13 protein-coding genes are annotated in these 17813 nt (G+C 59.5%); 4 read left to right on the top strand and 9 right to left on the bottom strand.

Going from position 1 to position 17813, the window contains the following annotated elements:
* Window positions 1-359 precede the first annotated feature (359 nt).
* The gene (locus E308F_RS02715; protein WP_216364435.1) at window positions 360-1472 is read right to left on the bottom strand and encodes a zf-HC2 domain-containing protein; all 1113 of its coding nucleotides are present in this window, start codon (window positions 1470-1472) and stop codon (window positions 360-362) included.
* Window positions 1473-1631: 159 nt separating this feature from the next.
* Window positions 1632-2210, bottom strand: coding sequence for an RNA polymerase sigma factor (locus E308F_RS02720; RefSeq protein WP_141263311.1), 579 nt, complete (start codon window positions 2208-2210; stop codon window positions 1632-1634).
* A 641-nt stretch (window positions 2211-2851) separates the two neighbouring features.
* Here E308F_RS02720 and E308F_RS02725 point away from each other — a divergent pair.
* From E308F_RS02725 to E308F_RS02735, 3 genes are all read left to right on the top strand, one after another.
* The gene (locus tag E308F_RS02725) at window positions 2852-3634 is read left to right on the top strand and encodes an Rpn family recombination-promoting nuclease/putative transposase (protein ID WP_253260380.1); all 783 of its coding nucleotides are present in this window, start codon (window positions 2852-2854) and stop codon (window positions 3632-3634) included.
* A 327-nt stretch (window positions 3635-3961) separates the two neighbouring features.
* Window positions 3962-4555, top strand: a complete 594-nt coding sequence (locus tag E308F_RS02730) for an RNA polymerase sigma factor (RefSeq protein WP_141263313.1) — start codon at window positions 3962-3964, stop codon at window positions 4553-4555.
* 11 nt (window positions 4556-4566) lie between these two features.
* Window positions 4567-5649: a zf-HC2 domain-containing protein gene (locus E308F_RS02735; RefSeq protein WP_141263315.1), complete on the top strand. Its 1083-nt coding sequence runs from the start codon at window positions 4567-4569 to the stop codon at window positions 5647-5649.
* A 27-nt stretch (window positions 5650-5676) separates the two neighbouring features.
* Here the strand turns inward: E308F_RS02735 and E308F_RS02740 are convergent, their stop codons facing one another.
* The 4 genes from E308F_RS02740 to E308F_RS02755 form a co-directional block, all read right to left on the bottom strand.
* The gene (locus E308F_RS02740) at window positions 5677-9405 is read right to left on the bottom strand and encodes a S8 family serine peptidase (protein ID WP_141263317.1); all 3729 of its coding nucleotides are present in this window, start codon (window positions 9403-9405) and stop codon (window positions 5677-5679) included.
* Window positions 9406-9488: 83 nt separating this feature from the next.
* Window positions 9489-10220 carry a WecB/TagA/CpsF family glycosyltransferase gene (locus tag E308F_RS02745; RefSeq protein WP_141263319.1) on the bottom strand — a complete coding sequence of 244 codons (732 nt, stop codon included), beginning with the start codon at window positions 10218-10220 and terminating at the stop codon, window positions 9489-9491.
* A 96-nt stretch (window positions 10221-10316) separates the two neighbouring features.
* Window positions 10317-11279 carry an LCP family protein gene (locus tag E308F_RS02750; protein ID WP_141263321.1) on the bottom strand — a complete coding sequence of 321 codons (963 nt, stop codon included), beginning with the start codon at window positions 11277-11279 and terminating at the stop codon, window positions 10317-10319.
* 139 nt (window positions 11280-11418) lie between these two features.
* The gene (locus E308F_RS02755; protein WP_141263323.1) at window positions 11419-12045 is read right to left on the bottom strand and encodes a copper amine oxidase N-terminal domain-containing protein; all 627 of its coding nucleotides are present in this window, start codon (window positions 12043-12045) and stop codon (window positions 11419-11421) included.
* A gap of 275 nt (window positions 12046-12320) precedes the next feature.
* On the opposite strand from E308F_RS02755, the gene E308F_RS02760 reads away from it, so the two are divergent.
* Window positions 12321-12506: a hypothetical protein gene (locus E308F_RS02760; RefSeq protein WP_141263325.1), complete on the top strand. Its 186-nt coding sequence runs from the start codon at window positions 12321-12323 to the stop codon at window positions 12504-12506.
* Window positions 12507-12646: 140 nt separating this feature from the next.
* On the opposite strand, the gene E308F_RS02765 is transcribed toward E308F_RS02760, so the two are convergent.
* From E308F_RS02765 to E308F_RS02775, 3 genes are all read right to left on the bottom strand, one after another.
* Complete coding sequence (locus E308F_RS02765) at window positions 12647-13228, bottom strand: TetR/AcrR family transcriptional regulator (RefSeq protein ID WP_141263327.1); 582 nt, start codon at window positions 13226-13228, stop codon at window positions 12647-12649.
* Between the two features lie 118 nt (window positions 13229-13346).
* Entirely contained in the window at window positions 13347-16469 is a 3123-nt protein-coding gene (locus E308F_RS02770) for an efflux RND transporter permease subunit (protein ID WP_141263329.1), read from the bottom strand.
* Window positions 16466-17638, bottom strand: coding sequence for an efflux RND transporter periplasmic adaptor subunit (locus E308F_RS02775; RefSeq protein WP_141263331.1), 1173 nt, complete (start codon window positions 17636-17638; stop codon window positions 16466-16468). The genes E308F_RS02770 and E308F_RS02775 overlap by 4 nt, the downstream gene beginning before the upstream one ends.
* Window positions 17639-17813 lie beyond the last annotated feature (175 nt).

Below are 17813 nucleotides of genomic sequence, written 5' to 3' on the forward strand. Positions count from 1 at the left end.
TTCCAGCGCCTTACCTTTAGCCTCGCCTTCTCCTGCTCTTTGCTTTTACCTCACAGATATTTCCCAACTGCTCCTCAGGCAACACGGCCCCGCTGGTTATACTGCCTTTTCCCACGAGGCCACCCCCGGGACCAGGTGATCCCCAGGGACACCTTTTTGCTTCTCCTGGTGCCTATCTTGCTCCGTTAATGACACTACTGGCACCCCACGGGTTATGATGCCGGCCAGAGAAGCTTTCAGCAGTCAGGATAGCATCCCCCCTTTCACAGGTTTCTCCCCCGCCTTCGGCGCTTGAAACTCCGGCAGGAAGGTGTTTTTCTTAACAACCTTCCCGCTAACTGGTTATCCAAAATCATTACCTATCTGGCCATAAGCCATATGTTTACGATTTCGTGACCGGCCTCCAGCGATTCTTTTTCTAATGCTTCCAGCTGTTGCTGCAGCATTTTAAGCATGCCGGCGCTGGCATTTGCCTTCTCCTTTTGCCCAGCCAGCAGTTGATATTCGGCCAGCTTCCTGTTGTACTCCGCTGTGATGTCATTTGTCTCCTGATGGCGCTCCAGTTCTTCCCCCAGGGCAGCTACTTCCTCGACCAGCTTGCCTGCTGCTTGCACCGGTACTACCAGGCGGAGAATAGTCTCTTCGTTTTGCCATACCCACACCACCTGTGGGGATTCCGCTCCTGCCTGCGTGGCCAGGGTTAATACCTTCTCTTGAACCGCTGGTAGGTTAGCTACCTTTAGCTTGAGCAGCGTACTGCGGCTATGCCTGGTATTGCTCAGGAAAACCCGGGCAGGCTGGCCTTCTTGTTTTTGAGACGCAGGTTGCGGGCTGGTTACTTCAGGCTGTTGCCCTGAGATTTGTCCCTTATTCACTTCTTGCTGGGGTTTAGCGAGTTCAGGGTTGATTTTTTTCGTATCTACCTGTTGCGTTACCCTTCCTTCGTTTTTATCCTTAAGGGCAGCTGCCTTCCCGGTAGATCCTGTCTCCTTTGATGCCCTTCCACCATCTCCACGTTGTCCCTGTAAATTTGTTTCCTGGGTTTGTTCCCCTGGTGCCAGGGCTACCGCCGGGGGCTCTACTTGCGAGCTGTCCTGCCAGGCCACACTTCCATCCGTTGCGCCCCCCGGCCTTTCCTTGTAGGCCAGGAACACGGTGCCTCCGGCCAGTACCGCCACTGCCGCCGCTGCCGCCAGATGTCTCATCCAGGCAGGCCTCCGTAGCGCAGCATTCGCTTCCCGCTGCCGGGCCTGCTGCTTTATCCTGGTGATGACCGCCGTGCTGAAACCCGGCGGTGCTTTAACATGCCTGTATATTTCCTGCAGCCCCGCGGATATTTTCCTCATGGCTTCCAGTTCTTCACGGCAGGCGGGACAAACGGCAAGGTGCTTTTCTATCGCGTCTCTTTCTTTAACCCCCACTTCATTGTCAAAGTAGGGGGAAAGCAAGCGCCGGGCCTGCCGGCAGTTCATAGCAGTCATCCCTCCTCCTCCAGCCGTTCCGACTTTTTTTGCTCCCGGAGCTACATGCGGTCTCTTCCACCGGCCTTTCTGCATATTAACACGCATAACGAACCCGAAAGTTTCGCTCCATCAGGAAAAATTTTTATGGCCCTCCATACTATTTTGGCCCTAGAGATAGAACCCGGCAGCCGCTAACTTTTGTTTCAACCGCTGCCGGCAGCGGTTCAACTGGGACTTGAGGCCCGCCTCAGAGTTTTTCAAGATAACGGTAATTTCTTTATAGGAATAACCGTCAATCGCCCTTAATTTGAGCGCCACCCGGCAGTTTTCCGGGAGTTCGCCCATGGTACGCCACAGCGCCCTCCAGAACTCTTTCTTTTTTAATTCTTCTTCCGGATTGTTCCCTTCACTTGCTATTTCCCAGCTTATTCCGCCATCATCGGTACCCCCTCCGGCATCCAGGGAAAATATCTGTACCTTCTTGCGCCTTCTCCACCAGTCAATCCACAGATTAACACCAATTCTATGCACCCAGGCGTCAAACCCTCGCTCGTCATTAACGAAATTTGGCAGTGCTATGTACACTTTCAGCAAGATTTCCTGGGCCAGATCTTCAGCGTCGGCATGGTTGCCTGCCAGGGTGAAGGCCAGGGAGTAAATCTTCTCCTGGTAGGCTCTTACCAGCTCTTCAAAAGCGTACATATCCCCTTGCTGGACCCTGGCTATCAGGCCTTTGACTTCATCCATGGATAGACACCCTTAATCCGGTTCCTGCCTTTTTCGTTTTCTGCTTATAAACACGAAAAACGCCAGCAAAAGTTTCGGCCTGAAGAAATAAATTTTTTAACGAAGAGCAGGTTAATTTTTCGGAAATACTCTCCCGTCCTGATGGCAGAATAAAATGTGGTGTGCACCCTTACCGGGCATACAAAAAAGCACCCGCGCCAAACAGCCCGGGTGCATAGACAGCATGCCTTTACTATTTTGCTATATTCCTATTACGCTGTCAATTCACAGTCATCTCACCTTGCCGAAAGCGCCTGGCAAAAGAAAGCCCATACTAGCGCTTGCACCGGCTCGTCAGTTGAGGTTTAAAATATGGCCATCAAAATATGACCTCAGTCTGGAATGCAGGCAATGAGGCTGCAAAGAAAAATAAAACGGGGTGAAAGCGAAAAGGGTACGGCGTTGGGCCGGCGGCTGGAGATGCAATAAGGAAGCAAGAGTTCCCTTGTTATTTAAGGGTTTCCTGAAAGTATCTTTTGCCCCAAAGATATGGTATAATGATAGCCGGAAGAAGGTGTTTCCATGCCGGAAAACGAAGGGCAAGCGGAGCAACCCATCACCCCCATGACAAAGGTTACAAGCAACTTCTATCCGACAAAAGGGTGTTCCTGGAACTCATAAAGACCTTCGTCCGGGAAAAATGGGTAGAAACCATTGATGCCGACGACCTCATCCTGGTGAACAAATCCTACGTCCTCCAGGATTTCAGCGAGAAAGAAGCCGATATCGTCTACCGGCTTAAGACCAGAGATAAAAACGTCATCTTTTACGTCCTGCTGGAGCTGCAGTCAACGGTAGACTACCTCATACCCTTCCGTCTATTGCTTTATATGGTAGAGATCTGGCGGGAAATCTTCAACAACACGCCGCAGTATGAGCGGGAAAGCAAACATTTCCGCCTGCCGCCCATCATCCCGGCCGTCCTCTACAACGGAGCCGGCTCCTGGACAGCGGCGCTCTCTTTCAAAGAAATGCTGGACCGTTACCAGGATTTTTGCGGGCATCTCCTGGACTTCCGCTATCTTCTCTTTGACGTCAACCGTTACAGCGAAGAAGAACTTATCAGGGCGGCAAACCTGATCGCCGGTGTCTTTCTCCTGGACCAGAAGATGCGCCCGGAAGAGCTGGTGGGACGGATGATTTACAACCTGGAATTAACCCTGGCAGAGATGCAGCAGCAGGCTTTATTGAAAGGCAAGATGGAAGGCAAGATTGAAGGTAAGATTGAGGGTAAGTTGGAGGGCAAGTTGGAAGGCAAGCTGGAAGCCCAACAGGAAATAGCCAGAAACTTGCTGCTGCTCAACATAGACATTGACACCATTATCAAGGCTACCGGACTTAGCCCGGAAGAGATAAATGTCCTGAGAAAGCAACTGGAAAATTGAGGATGGCGCAGATTAAAGGACAGGTATTGGCTTTAGTCACTATGAGGGACCGCGAGGTCCCTGTTTTAATGGCTGCAATCCTGTTTAAATACAACTTTATGACGCAATAGTTCATAAAACGGAGTGAAAGCGGAGAGGGTACGGCGTGGGTCCGGATCAGCAATTAAGTTTATTTAACAGGGAATAAATAAAAGCTAAATACATTATTTGCCAGGTTGCAGGGGACCCGTGGCTATAATATACTAGAAATGCAAAATGGGAACTTTTTGTCCTTCAATGTTGTCTAATAAGTGTCCGGGTAATACCGGGCCTCCAGGGGTGTTCTTCTTGAACCTTGGGAGTAAAAAAGCGCCTGGCAAAAAGAATGGCGCTGTTTCCTTTGAAGAACTGGTCCTGACCTATCAAGATAGAGTATATAATTTGAGCTACCAGCTGACGGGCAACCATACCGACGCCCAGGACCTGGCCCAGGAGGTTTTTGTCCGGGCCTACATGGGGCTGGATAAGTTCCGGTACGAGGCCGACCCGGGCACCTGGCTGCACCGCATCACCGTAAATTTATTTTTAAACCTGCGCCGGAAAATAGCCCGCCACCCGGCGGTTTCCCTGGACGCCCCCCTGGATACGGGTGAGGGCGAGGTCACCAGGGAAGTGGCCGCTGCCGGGGGCGACCCCCAGGAACTGGTAGAGGACATGGAGCTGAGGGGCTTTGTCCGCAGCGCCTTAAGGCAGCTGCCGGCGGAGTACCAGGCGGTGCTGGTGCTGCGGGAACTGCAGGGTTACAGTTATGAGGAAATTGCGTCCCTGCTGGGCTGCCCGCCGGGGACGGTGAAATCGCGCCTCAACCGGGCGCGGCAGGCTATGAGAGAGAAAGTAACGCAGATGGCAGAGGAGAAGCCGCCTGAGCACAGGCAGCCTTGAGGTGAGAGGTTATGCAGTGCCGTGAAGCGCGGGAGTTTTTCTCGCCCTACCTGGACGGGGAACTCGCCACAGAAGAAATGGAAGTTTTACAGCAGCACCTGGAAGGCTGCCCGGCCTGCCGGGAGGAACTGGCCCGCTGGCGAAAGCTTTCCCTGGCGCTGCAGGGGTTGAAGGCGCCGGTGGCGGCGCCGCCGGGGTTTGCTACGGCGGCCAACGCCAGGCTGGCGGAACGGCAAAGGGTCCGGCCCTGGCGAGGTATCCGGCGCTGGGCGGCTGCCGCTGCAGCCGTGGCTGTACTGGCCGCCGGCTCTATCGGCTACGCCGCCCGGGGAATATGGCAGCACTTGCCTGCACCTGTAGCCAGTGTGCAGCACAGCGATGGCCGGCAGGTAGCTGTTGACAACCCCGTTCCGAACGCGGAGCCGCCGGCGTCAAATTTGCTGCCGGACAGCGGGACCAGCCAGACGGTAAAGCCAGACGGCCGGCAGCCGGGTGGCGGTGAAGCGCCCGGTAAAGACACGGCACCCGTGATCGCCAGCAGCGGCAAAGAGTCTTCCAAACCCGCCGACGGAGCGGTTACACCTACAGGCAACGGCAATTCTGGCGGGCAGCCCACGCAGGTAGCTGCAGCTGAACCCTATGTAGCCCGCGCCTTCTTGGGCGACCGGCGCCAGGCGACCAGCACCATGCTTAAAATTACGGTGGCTGATATGGCAGTGGCTAGGGCAAGGGCCTTGAGCCTGGCGGCCGGCAGCGGCGCGGACACCCAGGTCATCGCCGACCAGGACAACGGCCAGGAAAAACGGGTAATTTACACATTCAAGGTAGCAGAAGGCCAGGCCGCTGCCCTCCTGGACGGACTGAGCCAGCTGGGTCAGGTGATCTCCAAAAATACCACTACCCTGGACCTGACCGAGCAGTTCAGCGCCACCCTGGAGCAGTACCAGGCCAAGGTGGCCCAGGTGAACGCCGCCGCCGATTCGGCGGAAAAAGAAAAACTCGCTAAGGAAGCCAAAGCCCTGGAACAACAGCTCAGCACCTGGGAAGAGGAAACGAAACAGCACACCATCATATTATGGCTGGAGACGAATTAAGGGACCGCGAGGTCCCTTAATTTATATCTACATCCGTGCCAGGACGGCCGCGGCCTGGGCGCGGGTGAGGGGGGAGAGGGGGGCAAAGACGTCCGGCGCCACGCCGCGCATGAGGCCTTTTGTATAGGCGCGGGCCACGGCCTCCCGGCCCCACGCCGGGACGTCGTCCCGGTCGCGGAAGGGGAGGGAATCCGGCATGGAGGTACCAGGTGCCGCGCCGGTAAGGGGGCTGCCCGCGTTAGATACACCCGTCCGGGAGTTTTCTGCCTGTCCGGCCGGGGAAGCTGCCGGGAGCGGCGCGGTCGTTCCGGAGGGAGGGGCGGCCTCGTCTGCGGCGCTGCCGTTCCCGGTGCCTTTACTTACTATCTCCAGGTAACGGGTGAAAAAGGCCGCCGCTTCCACGCGGCTGACGGGCCGGTCCGGTCGGAAGGTGCCGTCTTCATAGCCGGCTACCAGGCCGTGGGTCCGGGCCGCGGCCACAATGCCCTGCGCCCAGGCCGGGATGGCGGCCGCGTCTCTGAAAGGCAGGGGTTCCCCGCTGCCGGGCGCCCAGCCGGCCAGGCGGACCAGCATGGCTACCAGCTCCACCCGCCGCACCGGGCTGTCCGGACGAAAGCTGCCGTCCTCATAGCCCTCCAGTATACCCCGGGCGGCCATTTTCTTGATGTCCTCTTCCGCCCAGTGGCCAAAGGTATCCCAGAAACCCTCTCCTACCGTGCTTTCCAGGTCGATTTTCTGCCCCGTCACCCCGCTCGTCGCCTGGTCCAGGGCCACCAGGAGGACGCTTTTTTCCCCGCCTGATAAAGGCCACTGGAAATTGCCCCTGGCATCCAGCGGAATTATCTCCTGTCTGCCGTCATCATAGTTTAAATACAGGCGGCTGGCGGTAGTGGTCCCTTTAAGGATGAAGCCGGTTTCCCGTGGCAGGACCGAGACGGCCAGTTCCGGCGGCCGGCTGGCGGGAAAGCTCGCAGCTGCTACCCGGGCCAGGATGGACCCTTCCGGCCCTTCCAGAAGGGTAAGGGTCACGGGCACCCAGGCCGGCAGGCCGGCAGCGTCCACCCGGTAGCCGTTTAGAGTGACCAGGGTGCGGTCGCTTAAAAAGTAGCTGCCGCCGTCGGCGGTGCGCAGGAGGCCCTGCCGCCCGTCAACGCCGGCCAGGACTTTACCGGTTTCACCGGCCGGGGCAGCTATATCGGCGCGCCAGGCCTTTTCTCCTCCCGGAGCTATCGTCAGGCGCACCCAGTCGCCCGGACTTAAAGTAGCGACGCTGACGGGGAGCCCCCAGCGAAATACTTCCGTGCTATCATCCAGTCCGTAAATCCGAAACTGATTGGCATAATCCATGAGGTACAGGCTGCGCCGGTTCGCGCTCACATAGAGGACGCGGCCGTAAGTGACATTGCTGTAAGCCGTCAGGGCTATTATCTGCCGGCTGCCGGACATAAGGTTCAGAACCGCCCAGTCGCCGGGGCGGACGGCGGCCACCTGCGCCGGCTCGCCGTCGCGCTTGACGGGCGCGCCGGGAAAAAGGGTATAGGTGGCGCCGGTGGCCAGGGTGAGGCTATTGCCCTCAACCCTGGTCACCTGTCCCAGGGCCAGCTCTCTTTTTACGGCGATGTATTCCACCAGGCCTGTTGCCGGATCGAAAACCAGGTGCACGGCCATACCCGGCACCAGGGACCCGGCTTCGGCCCGCCCGGCGGCGCCGTAAGGGAGATCCTCCCTGCCGGCATCTACCAGTTTATCGGCAAAGGTTACGGCGACATGCGGACTGAAGGTATAGGGGGCATCGCGTCCCAGGAGCCAGAGTTCTCGCTTTTCCAGGTCAATGCGGGCGAGAATGCCTTCCTTTTCCTGATAGCCGGCCCGGACCCGCCACAGAGTCTGGGTTGCCGGATTGAGGGTGGCGTCCAGGGAAAAGCCGGGCGGCAGGTCCGCGGCTATGCCGGGACGGTCGTTGACGGAAAGGCTCCCGGCAGGATTGAAGTAGTAGCCGCCGGTCCGGGCCTGGCTGTTAATCTCCAGGAACAGGCTGCCCTGGCCGGTCTGCAGGGCCTGGACGCCGGCGGCCTGCCAGCTACGGCCTACTATATACAGGGTTTGCGGCCCCAGGTAGGCTTCGGAGCCCGGCAGGATGGAGGCGCTATCGGCCGGGGCCACAGCGCCGTCGACGCAGTTTTTGATGCCCCCTGGCGGGGCGGTAATGGTGCGGCCGTCGCTTAAAATCACGCTGTTGCCGTTTACCCCGGCCACCACTCCCCGCTCCAGGGGCCGACCGAAGGCCAGGGCAAAATCCTGGACCGGCTGCCGGGTCCCGGGCAGAGCGCTTTTGGTGATGGTTATGGCCCGTACTTTAACGGTGTAAGTGCCGGGGGCCGGGTCTTTTATGTAAACTTTTTCCAGATTGTTGCGGCGGTCGGCTTTACCGGTATCGTTATAATCATTACCGAAAAACTGGCGGCCGTCGGGCGCAATTACCACCAGGTCCAGGTCATTGACCAGGGCGGCCTCGGCTCCGGGTGCCGGTGCCGGGTCGGTCCAGGCCAGGGTGGCCTTGAAAGGCGCAGCTGCGGCATTCACTTCGACCTGGAAGGTCATCTCCTGCCCCGCTGCCAGGCCTTCTCCGGCATCCACAAGGTGCATGCTCTTTTCCTCCAGGGCCAGGACAGTTCCGGCCAGGTCCAGGATGCCGGGAAAAGCAGCCGTCGGCCCTTCCGGCGGCGTCCAGGCGCCGTTGACCAGGGCGGCCTTCAACAGTGCCGCAGAGGGGTCGGAAAAACCCCTTGTTTTCAGGTACTGGCGTAAGATAGCCGCGGCACCGCCGGTCACGGCCGCTGCCTGGCTGGTGCCGCTCTGGACGTTATAGCTGGCATTGGGCGGGAAATTGCCTTCTACCAGGCGGGAGCGGGGAGCGACGATACCCGTACCCGGCGCCAGGAGATCGGGTTTATTGCGCCCGTCACCGGTGGGGCCGCGGCTGGAGAAATCGGCCTGGCGGCTGGCATCATTGGCGTCGGGGCTGAAAGCGGGGCGCACGGACTCGCTCGCCCCTACCACCAGGGCGTTTTTGCTGTTGGCTTCGGTTGTAAGGGACCCCTGGACCGGCCCGCTGTTGCCGGCGCCGAAGATGGGAAGGAAGTCGGGGTACTGGCGGACAAAGCTGTCAATCTGGGCGGCAGCGTCGCGGTAGGCGTTGGGACCGCCGCCCCAGCCGTCGACGTGAATGCGGACGCCGGCCTCATAGGCGGGTCGGAAGAGGCGGGAAAGGTCTTCGGGGATCGCCATTTCCCCCCTGGAGTTTAACAGGCCCTGGAAATAGATGCTGGCCCCGGGGGCGATGCCGCGGTACTGATCGTTTGAGGCCGCACCTGTACCGGCGATAATACCGGCCAGGTGGGTGCCGTGGCCGACAGGGTCGTCGGCCTTTTCCCTCCCCGCCCAGCTCTTGAGCATGACCACTTTGGGCATCTGGCCGGGAGCGCCCTGCAGGTCGGGGTGAATGTCGCTCGCACTACCGACATCCAGGCCGCTGTCGGCCAGGCCCACAATCTCGCCCTTGCCGGTAAGACCGGCCGGTGCCACCAGGCCCGGCGCCGCCAGGGGCCGGGCGCCGATGATATCCGCGGCGCGGTCGGTGAGGAAGCCCCGGCCCTGCCGCCCAGGGGGAGGTCCCAGGAGGACCAGCAGGAGCAGGAACATAGAAAAGACAAGTACCCTGGTAACGGTTTTTGTTTTATGTAAACTTATGCCCATATGTATACTCCTTGCCGAGTATAACTGCCGGTGAACCCGGTGGTGGTCACATTAACAGGCCCGGCCGATAGCAGGCACGGGCCTCAGCCCTTTTTGCAGGCCTGCCGCAGTACTGCCAGCATAAACTTCGGCAGGGCCAGCGTTCTTTTGACCCTTGCCGGCTCCTGGAGCACCCGGTACAGCCATTCCAGGTTCAGCCGCTGCACCCAGGCCGGTGCCCGCCGCGCCCGTCCCGCCAGGACATCGAAGCTTCCCCCCACGCCCATGGCCACCGGCACCTGGAGCTCTTTGAGGTGGCCGGCGATCCAGTATTCCTGCTTCGGGGCGCCGAGGCCCACAAGGAGAATATGGGGTCGCGCTTCTTTGATAGCCTCTATAAGTCCCGGTATTTCCCGGGCTGACAGGTAACCATGGCTGGTGCCGGCCACCACCAGGCCGGGATGTTCCCTGACTAATCTGGCAGCCGCCGCCTCAGCCACGCCGGGGGCGGCGCCGTAGAGGTAAAAACGCCAGCCCCGGCGGGCGCCCTCTGCCGCCAGGGCCTGGAGGAGGTCGATGCCCGTAACCCGTTCCGGCAGCAGCGTTCCCAGCTTGCGGGCCGCCCAGAGGATGCCGGCGCCGTCGGCCGTTACCAGGTGGGCGCGGTTGATGACGGCCCGGAGATCCGGCTCACGGTAGGCCCGGTAGGCGATTTCCGCGTTCAGCGTCACCACATGGTGGGGGTTACCGGCCGCGATAAACTCTGCCACCCTGGCCACAGCCCCGGCCAGGGTGAGGGGATCGACCCGGTTGCCCAGGACATAGCAGCTTGACATAATCCTGCCCTCTCCTTCGTGAGGGATAGCCGGAGGCCGGCCTTCCTCTCCCTGCTGCCTGGCCGGTGCCGGCTAAGAGTAGCGGCCGGGCTTTCTTTACCGCAGGTTGGGTATGGCGGCCAGGGTTTCCGCCAGCTTTTTCTGGTCGACCAGGTAATAGCTGATGCCGTTGATGTACCTGCCTTCTCCGGGAAGCAAGTATGAGGTCACGGCGCTGCCGTTTAAATCCTTCATACTTATCGCCAGGGAAAGCATTTCCTTAATGCTCAGGTTGGTCGTGACTTCCTTGCTGATTTCATTAACCAGCTTTGGGATTTTAGGGATGGTGCTTAGTTTCAGGGTCTGGTCAATGAGGGCCTTGATAAATTTCTGCTGGCGGCCGATCCTGGTGATGTCTCCTTCCGGGTCGTAGCGATAACGCACGTAGCCCAGGGCATCGTGGCCGTTCAAGTGCTGGAATCCCGGGCGGAGATTAATGCCCTCTTCCGGGTAATACATGCGCTTGTCCACGTCAATATCAACGCCGCCCAGGATGTCAATGATTTTTTCAAACCCCTGGAAGTCGACTTCCACATACTTCTCGATATGGGTGCCCAGGAAATCGTTGATGGTGTCCATTAGCAGCTGCGGGCCGCCCAGGGCGTGGGCGGCGTTGATTTTATCATAGCCGTGGCCGGGTATTTTTACCCGCGTGTCCCGCGGTATGGAGAGGAGGTCAACCCCCGGTTTCCCGGGATCGAGGACCGCCAGGATAATGGTATCGGACCGGGAAGGCTCCTGGGGCTGGCGCCGGTCGATGCCGATGAGCAAAATGGTCTGGGGCCGGCCGGGTGCCGCCTCGGCCAGGCCGCTGCCGTCCTTATTCCCCTGGCCGGTCGCCAGGCCCCCGGTCAGCCAGAGGTTGGCCAGCCGGTAACCGGCAAAGGCGAAGACGCCAAAGGTAAAAAAGGCCAGCAGCATTAAACCCAAAATCAAAGGAAGGGAGCTGCGGCGGCGGCGCCTGGCCAGGGCCGACCTTTCACCCCAGAATTCGGTTTGATACTGGTCTGGTGTCGCCATGAACTCTTCCTCCAAACTTATAGACGATAAATTAACCTTTCGGGTTCCCCTGCCTGCAAAAATTTTTCGCCGTGACATAGGAAGGGGCGCCTGACGCGCCCTTTACGTTGCTTCTGCCGTACCTGCACAGATTCTAAAGTCATGGCCTGATGGTAATGGTCATCGTAGCCTGATCCCAATCCACCCTGGCTCCCAGACCCTGGCTGATGACCCGCACCGGCACCATGGTCGTCCCGTTTATCAAGGTGGCCGGCGCAGGAATGTCGACTTTCCGGCCGTCAAAGGTACCGCTCAGAGTACCGATTTTCAGTATAACGGAATGTGCTGCCGTGGTATAACTGACAGTTTGCGTCGCTGCATTATAATCAACTTTAGCCCCCAGGGCCTCGCCGATAAAGCGGAAGGGAACCATGGAGGTACCGTTGCCCGTCTGGTAGGGAGCAACCGGCAGCTGTTTGGCGGTGCCGCCCACATAGGCCGTTTTGCTGCCGATTGTTAACTTAATCACCGGCCGCTGCTCCAGGGCCGTTACCCTGGCTTCCAGCTCGGCAATCTGCCTGTTTATGTTATCAAGCTGCCCCTGCAGTTCCCGAACGCGGCTGTTGATATAATTGTCGACATAAGATTTAGTCACCAGGGGGTCCTGGCTGCTGCCCGGCTCCGGTCCTCCGGCCTGGACTGACCGGCCGGTAAAATAAATGCCGGCAGCCATTAGCAGGACCAGGGGCAGGGCTATTTTCCAGTTACGTAAGGAAGAACGCTCCATTCTCCAGGGCTCCTCCCGGAAATAACTTGGTCACAAAAGCTCGCTTAAGGTTTATCTAAGTCTAATTCGACACAAAGGGCTAGATTCCTGTTAGCATTTTTTTGTCCTGACGAGGAGAAATAATTGCAATTTTTTATCAAGCTATAATTCACAAAGTACCTGTCTTTATGGTATAATAAAAACGGGGGCAACGAGAGATACTATTTAGCAAAAGAATCTAGTTTCCTGCAATTCCCCCGGTTTACTTATTTATAACGAAGAAGGGAGGCATAAAAATGTTAAAGGACATCCAGCGCAATCTCCTCCGCGAACGCAAGGCGCTCTTGGAACAGTGGGCCTATGCTTCGGAAAGAGAGCGGCCCCACCTGCTCGTCAGGATTATGGACATCGACGAGCAGCTTGAACTGGGCAAAAGCAAAAGCAGACCCCGGGCAAGGCTTCCCAAGCGAAATGTGGTCTAGGAGGAGTAAAAGGCGCGGTTTACGACCGCGCTTTTTACTTACCGGCCCGGGGCAGGTAGGGCAAGCGCCCGGGTGAGGCGGTGGGATCAGGAGCCATGCCGGGCTGCAGGCGCTCGGCGGCCCGGACAGTTCCGCTTTCCCTAGCCGCCGATACCCTGGAGAATCATCTCCGTGGCTGCGCTGGCGATGCTGGCCGGATCGAAATCCGTATCGCTTTCAAAGAAAAGCTGGTGGCCCAGGGCAGCGATGAAACCCAAGATCAGGTTGGCGGCCAGCCGGGGCGACACCGGGCGCATCTCTCCTCGTTTCCCGGCAACCTGGAGATAAAGCGCCAGGCGGTGCAGCTTCTCTTGTTGGGTGGCGAAAAGCAGCCGCTGGGTGGCGGCGTCGATGGGCGGGTGATCGCTCAAGAGAATTCTGGCAATTTCCCGGTGAGCCTGGAACTCGCTCAGGCTTTCCCTGAAAAGGCGCTCCAGGAACCCGGCCAGGGTCGGCTCCTGGCTCACTTGCTGCAGGCGGTCCAGGTAGGTGTTGGAAAGATACAGCAGCAGCTGCTGGAAGAGATCCTTTTTGCTGCGGAAATACTCGTAGACGGTCCCCTTCCCCACCCCGGCGGCCGCGGCGATGTCGGCTATTTTAGCCTGGTAAAAGCCGCGGGCGGCAAAGATCTCGGTGGCGGCGGCCAGGATCTGCTGGCGCTTGTCGCCTGTCGCGCGGGTCATATCTCTCCCCTCTCCTTTTCCGTGTTTTCCATACCTGCTATTTACATTTCCGGCCGCAGGCAGGCGGTGCCGGCGGCGGTTTGCCCCGCCGCCGGAATCTGCCGGCGAACCGGCGGCCTTATACCCCTACCCCCTGCCGGCGCCGCGCCGGCCGCAGCAAGCGGGCCAGGCGCTGCCCCAGGTCTTCTAAGACGGTATACAATACCGGTATCAGGACCAGGGTCAGCAGCGTAGATGCCAGGAGGCCGCCGATAACGGCCGTAGCCAGGCCGGCTTCCATTTCGGCCCCTTCGCCGATGCCGGTAGCGAGAGGCAGCATGGCGAGGATTGTGGTCAGGGCCGTCATCAGGATGGGCCGCAGGCGGGTGCGGCCGGCCGTCAAGATAGCCTCCTGCCGCGGCACGCCTTCCCGCCTCAGGATGTTGATGTAGTCCACCAGGACAATGGCGTTGGAGAGTACAATGCCGGCCAGCATGATGATCCCGATAAAGGCGACGACGTTGAAAGTTCTTCCCGTTGCCAGCAGAGCCAGTACCACCCCTGTTAAAGACACCGGGATGGAAAACATAATGATAAAGGGGTGGAAGAAGGATTCAAACTGGGCGGCCATGACCAGGTAGACCAGGATTATGGCCATAACCATGGCCAGGCCCAGCTGGCCGAAGGTCTCAGTCATCATCTCGTTCTGGCCGGTATACTCGATGCTGTAGCCCGGGGGCAATTCCAGCCGGGCCATCTGCGCCCGGACGTCGCGCAGCACGTCCGCGAGGGGGCGCGTCCCGCTCAAATTGGCGGTGATGCTGGCCACCCGGTCCTGGTTGTAGCGGTTGATGGTGCTGGGAGTGGTGTCCAGCTTGAGGCTGGCGATCTCTTTTAAAGGCACCTGTACCCCCAGAGGGGACAGAACCGTGAGATTCTCCAGGTCGGCAATACTGCGACGGCTGGCTTCCGGCAGAATGACGCGGATGTCGTATTCGTCACCGCCGGTGCGGTAGCGGGTGGCTACCGTGCCGCCTACGGCCGTGGCCACCACCGCACCGACCTGCCCCGCCCCCAGCCGGTACAGGGCGGCCTTTTCCCGGTCGACGGTGATCTCTACCTGGGGCCGGCCTTTAGCCAGGCTGTTTTCCACGCCTACCGCGCCCGGCACGGCGGCCACCAGCTGTTGCGCCGTATTAGCAAGCTCTTTCAGGCGCTCCAGGTCGGGTCCGTGAATGTCGACCTGCACCGGCGCGCCGCTCATCGCCCCACCGAAGCTGGAAGAGGTAGTGACGTTAATCCTGGCGCCCGCAATTTTCCGGACCTGCGCCCGGATAGCCGCTGCCACGTCGGTCGAACTGCGACGGCGCTCCTCCAGCGGTACCAGGTTGATGCTGATGCTGGCTGCCTCCGGCGTCTCACCGCTCATAAAGCTGGCCCTGCCGCCGGTACTGCCGATCTGCTGGTAGATGCTCTGGACCTCCGGCTGTTGCTGGGCCACCTGCACCACCTGGTCGGCCACCGCGGCGGTGGCCTCCAGGGCCGACCCTTTGGGGAGCTCGATGGATACGTTGATTGTTCCTTCGTCGGTGGCAGGCATAAACTCTACCCCCACCAGGGGTATCAGCGCCAGGCTCCCAGCAAAAATAAGGATTACCACCGCAATTACAGTTTTACGGTGTCCCAGGGCCCAGTTCAGGAAGCGGCTGTAAGCATTGCTTAAACGCGCCAGCCACAGACCGTTAACCAGGCTCTGCCAGAAACTCCGGGCTGTCGTGGCCTCCGGTGGCAGGGTGCCTGCCAGGAGGCGGGCTGCCACAGTGGGGGTGACGGTCATGGAAACTGCCAGGGAAGCCATCAGGGAGCAGACCACCGCCAGGGCCAGGGGGCCGAAGATTTCCCGCGCCAATCCCTCAATAAAGGCGATGGGCAAAAAGACAGATACGGTAGTCAGGGTGGAGGCCACCACGGCCGTGGTCACCTGCCGGGTCCCCGAGACGGCCGCTGCCATAGCTTCCCGGCCCTCCTGGCGGTGGCGGTAGATGTTGTCAAAGACGACAATGGCGTCGTCGACCATGCGGCCTATGCCCAGGGAGAGACCGCCCAGGGTCATCATATTGAGGGTCATCTTGCCAAAATAGAGCAGAACAAAAGTCGTAATTACCGAGATGGGAATGGTGAGGCCGATGACCAGGGTGGCGCGGAAGTTCCGCAGGAAAATGAAAATAATAAGCATGGCCAGCAGCCCGCCATACAGCATATCCCGGTAAACGCCGTTGATGGCGCTTTCGATGTAACGGGACTGGTCGACAACCGGCTCCAGGGTTACCCCCGGCGGCAGCTCCTTTTGCAGTTCCCTGACAGTTTGTTTTACAGCATGGGCGATCTGCACCGTATTGCCGCTAGTCTGTTTCTGGATAGACAGGCCGATGGCCGGCCGGCCGTTGAACAGGGCATAGTTCTGCCGCTCGGCATGATAATCCCGCACTTCCGCTATATCGCCCAGGCGCACCGTCCCCGCGGCGGTGGTCAGGGTCACCTGGCGGATCTGGTCCAGGTCTTTAAACTCGCCATCGACCCGAACCAGAACGTCCTTGCCGGCATCGCTGACCTTGCCGGCGGAAAAGGTGCTGTTCTCCGCCTGCAGGGCCTGGACCACCTGGCTGATGGACAGGCCGTAGAGCTGCAGCCGGGCCGGGTCTACCAGCACCTGGATCTCGCGCTCCAGGCCGCCGGTGATGTTGACCGAGGCGACGCCGTCCAGGCGCTCAAGGCGCGTCTTGACGGTGTTTTCCGCCAGGTCTTTCAGCTGCTGCTCGTCCAGGGCGCCGTACATGGCCAGGGTCATTACGGGCATCATGTTGGGGTCAAACTTCATTACCATCGGTTTGTCGGCGGCCTCTGGTAAAAAGCGCTCCGTCTGGTCGACTTTCTCCCGCATATTCAGGGCCGCAAAATCCATATCCTGGCCCCAGTTAAACTCCAGCAGGACAACGGATGTGCCGGACATACTGTATGATTGGATATTTTTGACTCCCTGGACCGTGCCCAGGACGTCTTCCAGGGGTTTAGTAATGCTCTTTTCGATTTCTTCCGGCCCGGCACCCTGGTAGGTGGTAATCACCGCGGCGTAGGGCAGGTTCATATCGGGCAGGAGGTCTATCTGCAGGCGCGATAGGGACACGGCTCCCACGATAAACGCTACCAGTACGGCCACGGTTACCGCTACCGGCCGCCTGACCAGTGCCTGAAGCCAGTTCATGCCCCTGCACCCCCGTTTACGACTTCCACCGGCTGGCCTTCGCTGACGAAGTCCTGGCCTTTTACTATAATGCTGTCCTGGTCAGTCAGGCCCTTGACGATCTCGACGTTTTTATCGTCAGCTATACCGGTGGTGACTACCCGACCTGCCGCCTTGCCTTCAACGACTGTATAGACCACGTCCTGGGCGCCGCGCTTGATAACGGCGTTTTTGGGTACCAGAAGGGCGTTTTTGACCTGCCTGGTGGTGTAGATAACTGTGGCGGCCATACCCGGCCTGACAGCCGGCTTGGCGTTGACAAGGCTGACCTCGACTTTAAAAAGGCGGGAAAGTTCGTCGGCTGCCGGGCTGACGCTGGCGACCCTCCCCTTCAAGGATTCTGCCGCAGCCGGCACCTCCACAGTAACCTCCCGGCCCGGCTGGAGGTAGTTGACATCCTGTTCGGTAACGCCAATCTCCACCTGGCGTTCGCCGGAGGTCACCAGGGTGACCACCGCCCCCTGGGCCAGGGCGCCGGGCTCCAGCAGGCGCGCCGCTACTTCCCCGCTCACCGGCGCCTTGATGTATGTATTCTCCAGGGCTACTTCGGCCTGGCGCACGGCCGCCTCGGCCGCGGCGACCTGGGCCTGAGCGGCCGCCAGGGCGGCGCGGGCTACAGCCAGGTCTTCCTGGCTGACGGCCGCGGCTGTGCGGGCGGCGTCCAGCTGCTGCTGGGATGCTGCGCCCTGTTCAAACAGCGCCTGGGTGCGCTTCAGGTTGGTCTCATCCAGCTCCGCCTTGACTTCCGCCTGCTTCACCCGGGCGTCAGCCTGGTCCAAGCCGAGGCGCGCCTGCTCCAGGTTCGCCTTTGCCTGCTGCAGGCGCGCTTCCAGGTCGCTGTTTTCCAGCTCGGCGATTACCTGGCCCCGGGAGACTTTATCGCCGACATCCACCAGAACCGACTTTATCTTCCCCGCGCTGGCGGCCATCACCTGGACGGTGGCTCCGGCCTGAACTATCCCGGTAACCCGGGCCAGCTGGGCGATATTTCCCCGTTTGACAGGTGCCACTTCCACCGGCACCCTGGGTGTTTCCACCTGGCCTGCCGTATTTTTACCACAGCCACCTAAAGTTACAGCCAGGAGGAAAAGGACAAGGACAACACCGGCAAAGTTCCTTTTTGGCCTCACGGTTACAGCTCCCCCATCTTTAAATTGACCGGACGGTCGGTCGGAGTATAATAACGTTTTAATAATAGCATCATGTGGTAAGGTGATCAATGCTTGCCATTCCAATTTCGATGCAAAATTTCTCGCATACAATAAATAAGAAGAGGCAAGTCGCTGCCAATCTACTTGCCTCTTA

Origin of the sequence: Moorella sp. E308F (assembly GCF_006538365.1) — a bacterium.
Classification (GTDB): Bacteria; Bacillota; DSM-521; order Neomoorellales; family Neomoorellaceae; genus Neomoorella.